The sequence below is a fragment of the Halorientalis litorea genome, from assembly GCF_023028225.1.
Lineage (GTDB): Archaea > Halobacteriota > Halobacteria > Halobacteriales > Haloarculaceae > Halorientalis > Halorientalis litorea.
The window spans coordinates 1,834,481-1,847,922 of sequence record NZ_CP095482.1 but is presented as its reverse complement, the minus strand read 5'-3'; the positions used below and the strand labels follow the sequence as shown (position 1 = coordinate 1,847,922).

Sequence of the window (13,442 nt, the reverse complement as noted above, 5' to 3'; positions counted from 1 at the left end):
ACCGACGGACCGGCGTGGTTAAACATTGTCGGGGAGTTATCAGCGGTGATTTTACCCGTCGAGGACGGCGAGCAGGCGGTCGATATCGTCGCGAGTGTTGAACACGTGGACGGAGGCGCGGGCCGCCTCTGGGTCTGGAATCGAGCGGACGACGACCCCAGCCTCGCCGGCGCGCTCGACCACTGCGTCCGGGTCGTCGGCGTCGAACGTGACCAGCCCCGACTCGTACTCGTGGGGCGAGCGCAGGCGGTCACCCAATCCGTCCTTGAGGTAGTCGGTGAGGTCGGCCACCCGGTCCTGAACGGTGTCCATGCCGACGGCGCCGATAGTGTCGATTGCCGTCCGCAGGGCGGCGTGCGGTGCCGGCGAGGTGGTCCCGATTTCGAGTTGCCGCGCGCCGGAACGGAGGGACGAGTCCGGCCCGCCCATCGACTCGACGCTCCGGTAACTGGCGCGACGCGGCTCCAGTGTCTCGGCGAAATCGGGCGCGACGTACAGCATCCCGGCCCCCCACAGCCCCAACAGCCACTTGTGCCCGGCCGCGGCGACGGCGTCGGCCCCCCACTCGGTCACGTCGATGGGGTGTTGGCCGGGCGACTGGACGGCGTCGACCACGACCCGTGTCCCCGCGTCGTGGGCGATATCGACTGCCTCGGCGACGCGCAGGCGCGTCCCGTAGTTCCACGAGAGCGAACTGAGACAGAGCAAGCGGGCGTCGGCGACGGCGTTCTTCAGCGCGTCGAAGTCGAGTCGCCCTGCCGTCGTCTCCAGCACCCGCGTGTCGATGCCGTGAACGTCGGCGGCGCGCTCCCACGGCAGGACGCCAGCCGGGTGTTCGAGGTCGGTGTAGACGACGGTGTCGTCGGCGTCCCAGTCGACGGCGGCCGCCACCCGCGAGATGCCGTCGGCGGTACTGTTCGTGAGTGCGATGTCCGTCTCGTCGGCCCCGAGAAATTCGGCCACTCGCTCGCGCGACTGCGCTAGTTCGCCGAATCCCACGTCGTAGGGGTCGCCGGTTGCGTGGGCCTCGTACTCGTGGCGTTCCAGACACTCGGTCGCGGCGTCGACGACGCGGCGCGGACTCGGGCCGCTCGCGCCGGTGTTCAGATAGGCCGTCTCCTCGACAGCGGGGATGTCCGCCCGCAACGTCTCCGGGTCCATGGCGGGCGTTGGAGTGCTAGAGGTTTGAAACCCGCCGTCGGAGGCGGGGCAACCGAGCGCAGTTCGGGCCGCCGCTCACGCCGTGACGATGTGGTTTTCGAGCGTCCCCAACCCCTCCACCGAGATGGCGACGGTGTCGCCGTCCTGCAGGAACTCCCCGATTTCGAGGCCACACCCCGTTCCGACGGTCCCACTCCCGAGTACGTCACCGGGGTACAGCATCTCGCTGTCGGAAGCGTGTGCGACGATGTCGCCCCACGAGTGCCCCATCTCGCCGACGGTGCCCTCTGACCAGACCGTCGTGTCGCCGTCGGCGTCGGTCACCTCGATGGCGAACGACGCGTTCGGCAGGTCGAGTTCCTCGGGCGTGACCAGATGCGGCCCGAACGCGTTGGCGAAGTCCTTGCCCTTGGCGGGGCCGAGCCGACCGTTCATCTCCCGGCCCTGTTCGTCCCGGGCCGAGAAGTCGTTGAACAGGGTGAACCCGGCGATGTACTCCTCGGCGTCGGCGGCGTCGATGTCCCGCCCGCGCTTCCCGACGACCGCCCCGATTTCCAGTTCCACGTCCATCAGGTCCGAGTACGCCGGCCAGACGACCGTCTCGCCCGGCCCCACCACCTCGTCGGCGTTGCCCTTGTAGCAGACCGGGATGTCGTACCACACGTCGGGCACCTCGCCCATCGCGTTCTGGACGTGTTCCTCGAAGGCCATGTAGTCCCGCAGTGAGTTGGGCCGCGGGACCGGTGCCAGCAGGTCGACCGTCTCGGGGTCGTACCGAAGTGTTGCCCCGTTCGGTCCCGTCTCGGCGTCGCTGTCGGGGACCGTCTCGACCACCGCACGGGCAGCCTCCAGCGCGCGCGTCCCGCGCTGGAGGAACGGGACCATCTCGGGCGGTGCGTGGGTTTCGGCCACCGCGCCCGGTGTCGCGTCACCCTCCCGGTCGAGGACGTGGGCGTACCCCGCCGTCACGTCGAGCAGTTCCCCGTCGTGTGCCACCCCGACCCGTCGCACCGGGCCGACGGCCGTCTCGACTGCGAACGTCGCGAGTCGCATGCTCGGTGACGCGCGCGCCACGAGTGTAATAGTTTGTCCGTCACCCGAGCGCGCCGGCCAGCGCGGCCCCGAGCGCGACGGCCGCGAGCGCGCCGCCGAGGTTGGCCGCGACGACGACGAGTGCCCGTTTCCGGTCGCCGGTCTCGAACAGCCGAACCGTCTCGAAGGTGAACGTCGAGAACGTCGTGAACGCGCCACAGAAGCCAGTTCCGAACAGCAAGCGGAGCGACTCGTCGACCGGTGCGGCGACCAGCGCGCCGAGGGCGAAACTCCCGAGGACGTTCACCGCGAGCGTGTCCGCCGTCCGGGTGTCGATGCGTTCGCCGAGGAGGTGGCGAGCCAGCGCGCCGAGGACGCCGCCGACGCCGACGAGGAGCGCGGAATTCACTGTGACACCCCCCGTGCGACCCAGCGGCCACAGACCACCGCGACGAACCCGAGCGTGTAGTTCAGTCCGACGTTCAGGGCCGCGAGTTCGGGCGCGAGCGCGGCCGTCTCGCTGGCGAACGTGCTGTAGGTCGTGAACGAGGAGAGAAAGCCCGTCCCGACGACCAGCCGCGTCTCCGCGCTGAGGACGCCCGCGAGGTGGGCCTCGTAGAGGAGGACGCCGAGCGCGAAACTCCCGAGGACGTTGGCCGCGAGCGTCCCCCACGGGATGACCGTGGCCGGGAGCGCGAGGGCCACGGCGTATCGGAGGACCGCACCGAGGAACCCGCCGACGGCAATCAACACCAGCGGTTCGGCGCGGGCGAGCGCGTGGTCTGCTCCGTCGGCGGCCGTCACACCCGGACCTGACACAGCGGCTACTCGACAGTTTCGATGTCGCTGGCGCGCGGACTCGCGCCGCCGTGGGGGGTCGCCCGCTCGCGCACCTGCACGGCGTGGACCGACTCGGTGGCGTCGTCGACGACCAGCACCGCACCCGGCCGCGTCGGCATCCGCGCGGCGAACGTCTCGGTGGCGTACGACGGGCGGGCCGCCGCGAGGGCGTCGCGGTCCGTGCTGTCGGTGAGCCGGTGGGCGAGGACGAGGTCGGACTGGGAGAACACCACGTCGGGCAGGGCGGCCGGTCGCTGTGTCGCGGCGACGAGACTCACGCCCGGTTGGCGGCCGCGCGTGAGGAGCGTCCGAAGCGCGGGGCCGGCGACGCCGTCGAAGAAGGCGTGGGCCTCGTCGACGAGCAGCCACGGGAGGCGGTCGGCGTCACCGTTCACCCGCGCGTCGTAGAGTGAGTGTGCGACTGCCGCGAGGACGGCGTTCATCGGCGCGCGCGAAAGCCCCGAGAGGTCCAGCACCGTGACGCCGGCCGTGTCGAGCGTGTCCGTCGTCGTGGCGTCCGGGTCGAAGATGTCCCACGATGCCGCCAGTCGGAGGTGATTGCGCGCGCCGCGGCGGGCGGCGGCCGACGCGTCCGACTCGGCGACGGCCGCCCGCATCGCCGGGAGCGTCGTCGCCGTCGCCGCGGCCTGCCAGACGACGGTCCCGGCCGGGTCGGTGGGGTCGAGGTCGAGTACCCGGCACCACGACGCCGGGTCGAGCGCGTCGGCACGTACCCGTGGGTCAACGACGGTGGCAGGCACCGCGTCGGTACCGGCATCGGAGGTGTCGGCCAGCGTCGGGAACACCCCCATCGGGTCGGCGACGACCGGGGCGAGTGCCTCGGTCCGTGCCACTTCCTCCGCGAGGACGCCGAGCGTGTAGGACTTCCCGGACCCGCGTTTGCCGACGACCGCCGCGGCGTGGGGGCCGTCGAGGTCGATGCCGACGGCCTCACCCCGACTGCCGTCCCGTGCCCGGTAGTAGCCGAGCCACCCCGTCGGTCCGTCCCCCCGCTCGCGCCCGATGACGTGCATGCCCCGGGCTGGTCACGGCTCCGTACATAAACGTGGGGCCGGGTCGCGGGGACCTGTCCGGTAGTAAGGTTCTTTGCCGTCTCGCTCGGGATATCGGTATGGACCGCCGTGGGGTGTTGCGGCTACTCGCGCTCTCGTCGCTGGGGCTGGCGGGGTGTAACAGCGACTCGAACGGTGGTCGGTTCAGGAAGGAGACCACCACCGACGGTCGAGAGACGGTCACCGAGACGCTGTCCGAACCCGCGAGGGACGTCCTGCGCGTCGCCGCCGGTGTCTCGCTCGTCGACGGCGCGTGGACGGTCCGCGTGTCGGCGGGGAACACTGCCGACGCACCCGCGACTGCTGAGTTCACCGGCGTCGTCAGCCTCGCCGACGACGGCGGCCGTATCGAGTCGGACCCGGTCGAGCAGACGGTTCCTCCCGGTGAGACGACATCGTTCGACATTCCTCTTGCCGCGCCCGGTGACCTCTCGTACACCGAGGAGACGACGCTCCGGTACGACGGGTTCGAACTCCGGTTGCTCGTGGACGGCGAGCCGAAATCGGGCGTCTGCCCGGATGCCGAGACGGTCGTTCCGACCGGTAACGGCTGTGCGTACCGGAACCCCAATCGGACGTACGTCACCGTCGAGTACGACGGGGACTGGGAGGGGTCGGTCAACGCCGACGCGTTCAGCACGAGCGTCAGCAGAGCCGAGGACGGCGCGCAGCCGGGCTACGACACCTCGTACATCGACGTGGGCGACGACGCGGAGACGGTCGCCGCGAGCATCTTCAAAACCGACGACGGCGACGGCGAACTCGTCGTCAACGTCCACAACGACGGCATCGTCGTCGCCAGCGACAGCACGACCGACCCCGATGAGATCGTCCAAGTCACTGCAACCCTGTAGTTCAAGTGGGAAGCCGGGACCAGCCCCGGCCATGTTCGAACGATTCACCGAGGACGAACGCGCAATCGAGGGACTGCCCATCAGACTCGTCATCGCCCTCGTCGTGGGCGTCGCGAGCCTCAGCGTCATGATGAACACCATCGCGGGACTGGAGACGCTGGGCGTGACGGAACTCGACGCCACGCCGGAACCCGAAGTCGTCAGCCCCGGTCAGCAGACGGTCACGGTACGGGTCGTCACCCCGCAAGGCGACCCGGTTTCGGAGGCCACCGTCGTGGCGAAGGGCGGGACGGCCACGCTCGCGAACGTCTCGACGGCGAGAACCGGACCCGACGGCAACGCGACGCTGACGCTCGACCCGAGCCTCGGGCCGAACCAGCGGGACGGCGTGGTCGAGTTCGACATCAAGCCACCGACTGGGGGACAGTACACGGACCGGCGGGCGAACACCAAACTGCTCGTCGTCTCCGCGTAGTCAGGCGTGTTCGTCCCAGTCTATCCACGTCTGTTCCCAGCCGTAGCGTCGCTCCGCGTCCCGGCGTTCGAACTCCCGGTCCTCGCGGCGGGTCCGGTTCCGCTCGGGAGTGTCGGCCTGCTCGCCCTCGACGAGCATCGGCTGGAAGGCGACGCCGCCGAGGCGTTCGACCACGGTGCCGTGGCCGGCCGCCAGCCGGCCGTCGCGCTGGTCGCCGTTCTCGACGACGGCGAGGGACTGTTCGTGCGTGCCCAGCGGCATGACGAGACGGCCGTCGTCGGCCAACTGGTCGAGGAGTGCCCGCGGCGGTTGGACGGCGGCCGCCTCCAGCAGAATCCGGTCGTACGGGGCGTACTCCGGGAGGCCGTCGGCCCCGTCCCGACGGTCGACGAGGACGCCCCTGTACCCCGCGTCGGCGAGGTTCTCGCGGGCGTCGTAGACGACGCGGCGCGTGATGTCGATGGCGTGGACGTCGCGTTCGCCGACGATTTCGGCGGCGACGGCCGCGGTGTATCCCACACCGACACCGACGACGAGAACCGAGTCGTCCGGGTCGGGCGAGAGGGCTTCGAGCAGGCGAGCCGCAGTACTGGGCGCGAGGACGCGCGTCCCGAACCGCTCGAACGGGCGGTCGGCGTAGGCTCCCCGGTCGTCCGCGACGAACTCGTGACGCGGAACGGCCCGCATCGCCACGCTCACCGCGTCGCTCCGGACACAGCCTTTGCTCTCGTGTTCGAGGCTGTCGACCATGTCGTCCCGCAGTACCGCGGGGTCCATGTCCTCCGCTCCGAACTCGACGTATATCAACCTCGCGGAGGGGCGGTCGGAGTCACTGCATCGTCACGAACCGGACGCCGCCGTGGTCCTCGCGGTCGAGCGACCCGTCCTCGCGGCGGCGGGCACGGACGAGCGTCTGGCGGTGGTCGCCGAGTGGCGCGAGGAGGAGACCGCCGGGTCGGGTCTGCTCGACGACCGGTTCCGGGAGTTCGGGCGCGGCACAAGTCAAGTACACCCGGTCGTAGGGGGCGTGTGCGGCCCATCCCTCGGCACCGTCGCCGACGCGAATCGACACGTCGCCGTACCCGAGTCGGGCGAGACGCTGGCGGGCCTGTTCGGCGAGTCGCTCGTGGTACTCGATGCTGTAGACGTGTTCGGCTCCGACGAGTTCGGCGGTGACGGCGGCGTGGTACCCACAGCCGGTACCGACTTCGAGCGTGTCGTCGCCCGCCCGCAGGTCGAGCAGGTCGGCCATGACCGCCACCATGTGCGGGGCACTGATGGTCTGTCCGTCGCCGATGGGGAGTGGGGTGTCCTCGTAGGCCGCGTGACGTTTGCCCTCAGGGACGAACTCGTGTCGCGGGACGGTCTCGAGGGCGTCGACCATCGCCGCGCGCCGGGCCGCCCAGTCCATGCTACCACGCCGACCACGCGGTACTAGTCTCGTCGCGGACGTACAGCCGGTTCACGTCCTTGGCGACGACGGTGTCGCCGTCGTAGTCGAGTTTGTCGAAGTCGTACCCAGCCGCGTCGTCGCGGACGTGGATGCCTTCGACGGTAAATTCGAGGTCGCCGAGTTCGTCGGTCTCGCCGACGACGAACTCGTAGTCGCCGGGGACCTGTAGCGTCAGGCTCTCGGTGGCGTCGTGTTGGCCCCCCTTCGGGTGTTTGGTGACGTTGACGCTGACGTTCTCTACCTCACGGGTCCAGACGGTCTCGACCTCCGACGCGGGCGCGGATTCGGTCCGGCCCTCGTCCAGTTCGAGGCTGGTGATGCGGACGGTGACGATAGCCACGTCCGTCTCGGCGACGAACTCCTCGCCGACGGCCAGTTCCTCGTCAGCGGGAGCCTCGACGGTGGCGGTGAACGATTCGCCGTCCTGTGAGATGACCACGTCGAGGTCGGTCGTGTCCTCGGTCGGTGGCGTCTCCTTGTGGACGTGTTGGCATTCGGTACAGCGGACGGTCACCCGGCCGCCGCCGGTGGAGAGTACCTCGTGGGCCGTCTCGACGGCGGGCGAACAGGCGGGACAGGTGAGGGCAATCCTGTCCGGCAACTCGGAGTGGCTCATACCCGGGCGTACTCGGTGCTGACGTAAAAGGCCGCTGAACGGACGAGTCCACGTCGTGGGCACGTCTCGGGGCCGTCACGCTGGCACACAATTTAGTGGCGAGACGTGGTACCGGCGGATATGCGACCGCGAACCGCCCGCTGTCCCTCCACGCGAGAAGCGCGTCTCGGCACACGACCGAACACCGCACGCGAGGCGTCCGATGGCTGACGCGGACACCGCTCCCGACACCGGCCGACTCGCCGTCTTCGTCGGTGTCCTCGTCGTCCTCGCGGCGGCCGTCGTCGGCGTCGCCCGACTCGTCGACGTGAGCGTCGTCACGCTCGCACCCGTGTACATGTTCACGCCGATGGTCGCTGGTCTCGCGGTCTGTTTCGGGCGGAACGTCTCGCTGGCGTCGGTCGGCGTGAGCGCGCCGCGGACGTGGTGGTTCGTGGCCGCCGCCGTGGGCGCGCTTCCGCTCGTCGGGTTGACGCTCGCGCTCGCCGTCGCCGTCCCCGGCGTCGCGTTCGACGCGTCTGTCGACCCGGTTCCGGGAATCCCCCTCCCCGGTGGCGTCCTCGGCGTCGTGGCGACGTTCGGCTTGGTCCTCGGCCTCGGCGTGACAGTCAACGCGCTGTTCGCCTTCGGCGAGGAGTTCGGCTGGCGGGGGTACCTGCTGTGGGAACTCGCACCGCTCGGCTTCTGGCGGGCGTCGGCACTCGTCGGTCTCGTCTGGGGCCTCTGGCACGCGCCGATAATCGCCGCCGGGTACAACTTCCCCTCGTTCCCGCTGGTCGGCGTCGGCGTCATGACGGCGGCGTGTCTGTCCTTCTCACCGGTGTACACCTACGCCGTCGTCCGGGCCGAGTCCGTCTTCGCCGCCGCCGTCCTCCACGGCGTGTTCAACGGCTCTGCCGGCATCGTCGTCGCGCACGCCGTCGCCGAGGAGACCGCCATCACGGAACTGGTCGCGAGTCCGGTCGGCCTCGCCGGCATCGCGGCGTTCGGACTCGCGGCGGGAGGCATCGCACTCACCGGAACGCCGACACTCTCCCGCGGGTTCGCCGACAGTGAGCGGCCCAGACGGGCGACACAGCGGACGACGGCTGGGGGCGATTGAGGGCGGCCGTTCAGACGCCCTCGGGGAGGTCGATTTCCTCGCCGTCGACGGTCACCGTCGGGTCACGGAGGACGCCGTCGAGGTGAATCGGGGCCTCGGTGTCGCCGCCGATGCCGTGGTCGTCGCCGATGGCGACGTGGACCGTCCCGGCGGCCTTTTCGTCGAGGAGGACCGAGCCGACGAGTTCGGAGGCGGCCACGTTCGTCCCGATGCCGAGTTCGGCGAAGTTGTAGGCGGCGTCGCCCGCCGTCGTCGCGGCCTCCTCGACGGCCGCTCTGAGGTCGCTGTCGTGGATGGCCGTGACCTGCCCGTCGGCCACGTCGAACGCCATCGTCCGGTCGGCGTCGAGCAGACCGGGAGGCATCATCGTCCCGTCGACGACGACGCGGCCCTCGGCGTCGACGGGGCTGACGTACACCTCGCCGGCGGGGAGGTTCGTCATCGCGCCGGCCTCGTGGACGATACCCGTGTCCGGGAACCACTCGCGGTCGCCCGGGGAGACGGTGAGGTCCGTCCCTGCGGGCGTCGAGACGTGTATCTCCTCGCTTCCCCGCACTCGGTCGAGCATCGCCTCACATTCGGCGGCGATGGACTCGTAGTCGGCGTCCATCCCGGTGAGGAACACGTCCTCGGTGATGCCGGGGAGGGTGGCGACGCGCGCGCCGGCCGCGGTGGCTGCGGTGCGGGCGGCGGTGTGGCTCAGGCTCTTGGCCGTCGGCGCGAAGACCACGTCCGCGTCGGCCATCGCGGCGGCCACCGGGGCCGGTGGCTCCTCGCCGTGTTGGTCGCCGGGCGGGTACCGGAGGAGGACGGTGTCGTCGGTCACGTCGCTGGCCACGTCGTAGAGTGCCTGCCCGATAGACAGACGGGAGCCGTCGGTGACGACGGCACAGGACTCCGCGGCACCGAGATTCAGACACTGGTGAACCGCCGTCTCGGCGGGCGTATGCAGGTCGACCATACCGCACGTCTGGCCGGGACGGGATTAGGCGTTGTGCTGGCGGCGAGGCACGGAGCGGCAACCTCGAAACGATTATCCCCGTCGGTCCGGCATTGCCGGGTATGATACAGGTCGGAATCAACGGCTACGGGACCATCGGGAAACGGGTGGCCGACGCAGTCCGGGCGCAACCGGATATGGAAGTCGTGGGCGTCGCCAAGACCCGCCCCAACTTCGAGGCCGAACAAGCCGTCGAGAACGAGTACCCGCTCTACGCCGCCGTCGAGGAGCGCGTCGACCAGTTCGCCGAGGCCGGCATCGAGTTGGCCGGCGAAGTCGAGGAACTGGTGGCGGCGAGCGACATCGTGGTCGACACCACGCCTTCCGGCATCGGTGAGCAGAACAAGCCGATGTACGAGGCCCACGACACGCCCGCACTCTATCAGGGCGGCGAGGACGCGGACCTCGTGGACGTGAGTTTCAACGCCCGCGCGAACTACGGCGAGGCCGAAGAGGCCGACCACACCCGCGTCGTCTCCTGTAACACGACGGGGCTCTCCCGACTGCTCGCACCCCTCCGCGAGGAGTACGGTGTCGAGAAGGTCCGCGCGACGCTGGTCCGACGGGGCGGTGACCCCGCACAGTCCTCGCGGGGTCCCATCAACGACACGCTCCCGGACCCGGTGACCATCCCCTCGCACCACGGGCCGGACGTGAACACCATCTTCCCGGACCTCGACATCGACACCCTCGGGATGAAGGTGCCCGCGACGCTGACACACACCCACAGCGTCAACGTCGAACTCGCCGGGGACGCGACGACCGACGAGGTGCGCGAACTGCTGGCGGGCGAGTCACGCCTGTTCGTCCTCCCCGGGCGTCTCGGTATCGACGGGTCGGGGAAACTCAAAGAGTTCGCCCTCGACGCGGGCCGCCCGCGGGGCGACGTCTGGGAGAACGCGATTTGGGGCGAGTCGATAACCGTCGAAGGGGACGACCTGTACCTGTTCCAAGCCATCCATCAGGAGTCGGACGTGGTGCCCGAGAACGTCGACGCGATTCGTGCGGTGCTGGGCGAGGCCGACGCCCGCGAGAGCATCGAGCGCACCAACGAGGCGTTGGGCGTCGGTTTCGAGGTCTGACACGTTTCGATATTCGACGCCGTCAGAACCCTTTTGCCGGCGACACTCCTATCCGGCGATGATGAGCAAAGACCGCGACGACCGCGACCCAATCGACGACATCCTGCGGGAGATAGAGCGGGTCATGAACGAGATGATGGGCGACGACATCCACATCGACCGGGGCGGGCAGGCGGGGTTCGGCTCCGACCTCCATCTCGACATCTACGAGGAAGCGGAGGCGGTCCGAGTCGTCGCGGACCTCCCGGGGTTGGAGAAAGACGCCATCGACCTGAAATGCGACGGTGAAGTGTTGACCGTCAGTGCGTCGAGTACCCGCCGCGACTACGAGGAGCGGGTCCGCCTGCCGGTCCGCGTCAACGAACACTCCGCCAGTGCCACCTACAACAACGGTATCCTCGAAATCACCTTCGACCGGGCCGACGACTCCGCGAACATCGACTTCTGAAACGCCGCCGTAACACGCCGCTGGCCCGCTACGACAGTTGCCCACGCTGGGCCCGTCCGCGCCCCAGTTTGTACAGTTCGTAACAGAACGCGAACGCCGCGACGCCCAGGAGGCCGTAGGGGACGAACGGTCCCCGGAGCCCCCACGCGTGGAGGAGACCGGCGAACAGCATCACGAACAGCGACGCCGCGAGCGCGCCGTACTGGGACTCGCGGAGCGGCCGGTACCCGTACGCGAACGTGAACGCGACGAGCAATCCACCGTACACCAGTGTCGTCCGGCCGTCGACGGTGAACAGACCCGGATACACCAGATAGTCGGCCGCGACGAGCGCGGCGAGGAAAGACCCGAGCACCACGAACGGGATGTTCAGGTCGTCCCGCAGGGAGGCGGGCATAGTCGGCCGAGTGGTTGCCTATCCATATATATATAATTTTTGTCGTGTCGGACACCCGTCCGTCCGGCGTCTGCTGGTGCCGTCCGGGGGTTCGGCGGGACGTGTCCGAACTCACTGCTGGGCGGTCCGGCGGACGAGGGCCGCGAGGTCGTCGTAGAACCCGTCCGCGTACTTCGTCGCCGCGTCGATGGTTGGGCGGGCGTTCGTCTCGGTGACGACTGCTCGGTCCTCGGTGACGAGGAGGTCGACGCCCACCCACGGGATAGCGAGCGTCTCGGCGGCCCGTTCGGCGAGCGACGCCAACTCGGGCGGGAGCGTCACACCAGTCGCGTCGGCCCCGCGGTGAACGTTGTGTTTCCACCGGCCGGCGGCCACCGCGTCGTCCGGGAGTCGGCGTTCGACCGCACCGACGCAGGTTCCGTCGATACACATCACGCGGTAGTCCCGGGCGTCGGGCAGGTACTCCTGAACGAGGAACGACTGGTCGCCCGTCGCGCGGTAGTCGTGGACCAAGTCGAGGTAGTCGACGACGCCCAGAAACGAGTCGAGGTCCCCGGCCTTGGCGACGCCGACGCCCCGCGTCGCGGAGTTAGGTTTGACGACGACGGGCGGGTCGAACCGCTCGAAGGCCGCCGCGACCGCTTCGGTGTCGGCAGGGTTCGAGACCAGCACGGTGTCCGGGACCGGGACGCCCGCCGCATCGAGTTCGGTGACGACGCCGGCCTTGTTCCGGGAGGTGAGAATCGCCTCGCGGTCGTTGACCCACGGCACCGAGAGAAGCGCGTCGGCGACGCCGCCCTCCATGACCCGGGAGGGGTAGACGAACCCAGCGTCGAAGTCGTCGAACTCGGCGGCCTCCTCGGCGTGTCGGGTACCGTCGGTCAACCCGAGCGTCCGCTCGGTCGTCCGGACGTACTCGGGGTCGATACCGCGCTCGCGGAGCGGCGACTGCATCCGCTCGTAGGTTTCTGCGTTCGTCGTCACCGCGAGACGGAGCATATCCGCTGTTGTGGCGTGAGCGGCATGATTCTTGTTCTCCAGTCTCACTCGACGTGGGCGTCGAAAACGAGGTCCATCCGGCCGGGAGCGCGGTTCATCGCGCGACTCGGGGAAAGGCAGGTATGCCACCGGCGCGACGGTACGCGGCGCGGTCGCGCGCCGCGCCACAGACCGCGTGTCGCGCACCGCGCGACGGGCGGAAGCCCCCTTGCGGGGCACTACCTGGTTGGAATACGAAGGGCGAACGACCGCGCCAGCAGTCGTGAGGACTTAGAGGTTAGGCGACTAGCAGTTCCTCGCCGCGTTCGACCTTGATGCGGCAGGGCGGGGAAATCTTGTTGTAGGCGCGACGGAACGCTTCTTTGACCTCTGCGGCCTGGTCGACTTCGCAGTAGGCGGTGAACAGCCGCTCGCCGCTACCGATGCGGGCGGCGGTGCCGACGATTTTCCCGAAGGCCTGTCGCATCCCGTCGGAAACACGGTCCGCACCGGCCCCGGTCGCCTGCTTGTTCTCCCGGATGACGTGGTGGGGGAACTTCCGCAGGACCATCTTGTAGTTGCCCTCGCCGAACTCCTTGATGAGGTGGCGGTTGGCCGAGAGGCGCGACGCCTCGATAGACCCGTGGCGAAGCTGGACCTCCTCCCCGACGAGGAGGCTTATCTGGACCGGGTAGTCCTCGGGGTCGGCCTGCTTGTCGCCCATCTGGTGCTGTGCGATTTTCGACCCGGGGATGCCGGTGATGTACTCCCGTCGCGTGTACGCGGGCTTCGAGATCTCCCGGTACATCGAGGCTGGTTTGTCCGACATAGGTACTCTTGCCGAAACGGTAGCCGACCGCGCAAATAAACCCGTCGAAGCGCGGGCGTCGAGACGCGCCGCTCGGACCGTCCCGCCCCGTAACACCGGTGT

The 13,442-nt window shown here is 69.3% G+C and carries 17 protein-coding genes; 5 read left to right on the top strand and 12 right to left on the bottom strand.

Going from position 1 to position 13,442, the window contains the following annotated elements; translation table 11 throughout:
* Positions 1-51: 51 nt before the first annotated feature.
* The 5 genes from MUG95_RS10030 to MUG95_RS10010 form a co-directional block, all read right to left on the bottom strand.
* The gene (locus MUG95_RS10030; protein ID WP_247006248.1) at positions 52-1,161 is read right to left on the bottom strand and encodes an aminotransferase class V-fold PLP-dependent enzyme; all 1,110 of its coding nucleotides are present in this window, start codon (positions 1,159-1,161) and stop codon (positions 52-54) included.
* A gap of 75 nt (positions 1,162-1,236) precedes the next feature.
* Positions 1,237-2,214 carry a fumarylacetoacetate hydrolase family protein gene (locus MUG95_RS10025; protein ID WP_247006246.1) on the bottom strand — a complete coding sequence of 326 codons (978 nt, stop codon included), beginning with the start codon at positions 2,212-2,214 and terminating at the stop codon, positions 1,237-1,239.
* 40 nt (positions 2,215-2,254) lie between these two features.
* A complete protein-coding gene (gene crcB, locus MUG95_RS10020) occupies positions 2,255-2,602 on the bottom strand; it encodes a fluoride efflux transporter CrcB (protein ID WP_247006244.1) in 348 nt (115 codons plus the stop codon).
* Entirely contained in the window at positions 2,599-3,012 is a 414-nt protein-coding gene (locus MUG95_RS10015) for a fluoride efflux transporter FluC (RefSeq protein WP_247006227.1), read from the bottom strand. Before MUG95_RS10015 ends, crcB begins: the two co-directional genes overlap by 4 nt.
* Before the next feature lie 5 nt (positions 3,013-3,017).
* The gene (locus tag MUG95_RS10010; RefSeq protein WP_247006225.1) at positions 3,018-4,067 is read right to left on the bottom strand and encodes an ATP-binding protein; all 1,050 of its coding nucleotides are present in this window, start codon (positions 4,065-4,067) and stop codon (positions 3,018-3,020) included.
* Between the two features lie 98 nt (positions 4,068-4,165).
* Here MUG95_RS10010 and MUG95_RS10005 point away from each other — a divergent pair, with 98 nt between their 5' ends.
* Positions 4,166-4,960 (top strand): hypothetical protein, encoded by a 795-nt coding sequence (locus MUG95_RS10005; RefSeq protein WP_247006224.1) that lies wholly within the window; start codon positions 4,166-4,168, stop codon positions 4,958-4,960.
* 31 nt (positions 4,961-4,991) lie between these two features.
* Positions 4,992-5,435 (top strand): DUF7382 domain-containing protein, encoded by a 444-nt coding sequence (locus MUG95_RS10000; RefSeq protein WP_247006222.1) that lies wholly within the window; start codon positions 4,992-4,994, stop codon positions 5,433-5,435.
* Here the strand turns inward: MUG95_RS10000 and MUG95_RS09995 are convergent, their stop codons facing one another.
* Genes MUG95_RS09995 through MUG95_RS09985 form a run of 3 tightly spaced genes read right to left on the bottom strand, consistent with a single transcriptional unit; the run spans position 5,436 to position 7,504 of the window.
* Entirely contained in the window at positions 5,436-6,212 is a 777-nt protein-coding gene (locus MUG95_RS09995; RefSeq protein ID WP_247006220.1) for a protein-L-isoaspartate O-methyltransferase family protein, read from the bottom strand.
* Between the two features lie 52 nt (positions 6,213-6,264).
* Positions 6,265-6,846 carry a protein-L-isoaspartate(D-aspartate) O-methyltransferase gene (locus MUG95_RS09990; RefSeq protein WP_247006218.1) on the bottom strand — a complete coding sequence of 194 codons (582 nt, stop codon included), beginning with the start codon at positions 6,844-6,846 and terminating at the stop codon, positions 6,265-6,267.
* Between the two features lies 1 nt (position 6,847).
* The gene (locus MUG95_RS09985) at positions 6,848-7,504 is read right to left on the bottom strand and encodes an HVO_0476 family zinc finger protein (protein ID WP_247006216.1); all 657 of its coding nucleotides are present in this window, start codon (positions 7,502-7,504) and stop codon (positions 6,848-6,850) included.
* A 202-nt stretch (positions 7,505-7,706) separates the two neighbouring features.
* Here MUG95_RS09985 and MUG95_RS09980 point away from each other — a divergent pair, with 202 nt between their 5' ends.
* Positions 7,707-8,606, top strand: coding sequence for a CPBP family intramembrane glutamic endopeptidase (locus tag MUG95_RS09980; RefSeq protein ID WP_247006214.1), 900 nt, complete (start codon positions 7,707-7,709; stop codon positions 8,604-8,606).
* 10 nt (positions 8,607-8,616) lie between these two features.
* On the opposite strand, the gene MUG95_RS09975 is transcribed toward MUG95_RS09980, so the two are convergent.
* On the bottom strand, positions 8,617-9,567 hold the full coding sequence (locus MUG95_RS09975; protein WP_247006212.1) for an aminopeptidase: 951 nt from the start codon (positions 9,565-9,567) through the stop codon (positions 8,617-8,619).
* A gap of 101 nt (positions 9,568-9,668) precedes the next feature.
* On the opposite strand from MUG95_RS09975, the gene MUG95_RS09970 reads away from it, so the two are divergent.
* Complete coding sequence (locus tag MUG95_RS09970; protein WP_247006209.1) at positions 9,669-10,688, top strand: type II glyceraldehyde-3-phosphate dehydrogenase; 1,020 nt, start codon at positions 9,669-9,671, stop codon at positions 10,686-10,688.
* Positions 10,689-10,749: 61 nt separating this feature from the next.
* Positions 10,750-11,136 (top strand): Hsp20/alpha crystallin family protein, encoded by a 387-nt coding sequence (locus tag MUG95_RS09965; protein WP_247006201.1) that lies wholly within the window; start codon positions 10,750-10,752, stop codon positions 11,134-11,136.
* A 28-nt stretch (positions 11,137-11,164) separates the two neighbouring features.
* Here MUG95_RS09965 and MUG95_RS09960 read toward each other — a convergent pair whose 3' ends face one another.
* From MUG95_RS09960 to MUG95_RS09950, 3 genes are all read right to left on the bottom strand, one after another.
* Positions 11,165-11,533 (bottom strand): hypothetical protein, encoded by a 369-nt coding sequence (locus MUG95_RS09960; protein WP_247006199.1) that lies wholly within the window; start codon positions 11,531-11,533, stop codon positions 11,165-11,167.
* Positions 11,534-11,644: 111 nt separating this feature from the next.
* On the bottom strand, positions 11,645-12,532 hold the full coding sequence (locus MUG95_RS09955) for an ATP-grasp domain-containing protein (protein ID WP_247006197.1): 888 nt from the start codon (positions 12,530-12,532) through the stop codon (positions 11,645-11,647).
* Between the two features lie 277 nt (positions 12,533-12,809).
* Positions 12,810-13,340, bottom strand: coding sequence for a 50S ribosomal protein L16 (locus MUG95_RS09950; RefSeq protein ID WP_247006196.1), 531 nt, complete (start codon positions 13,338-13,340; stop codon positions 12,810-12,812).
* Positions 13,341-13,442 lie beyond the last annotated feature (102 nt).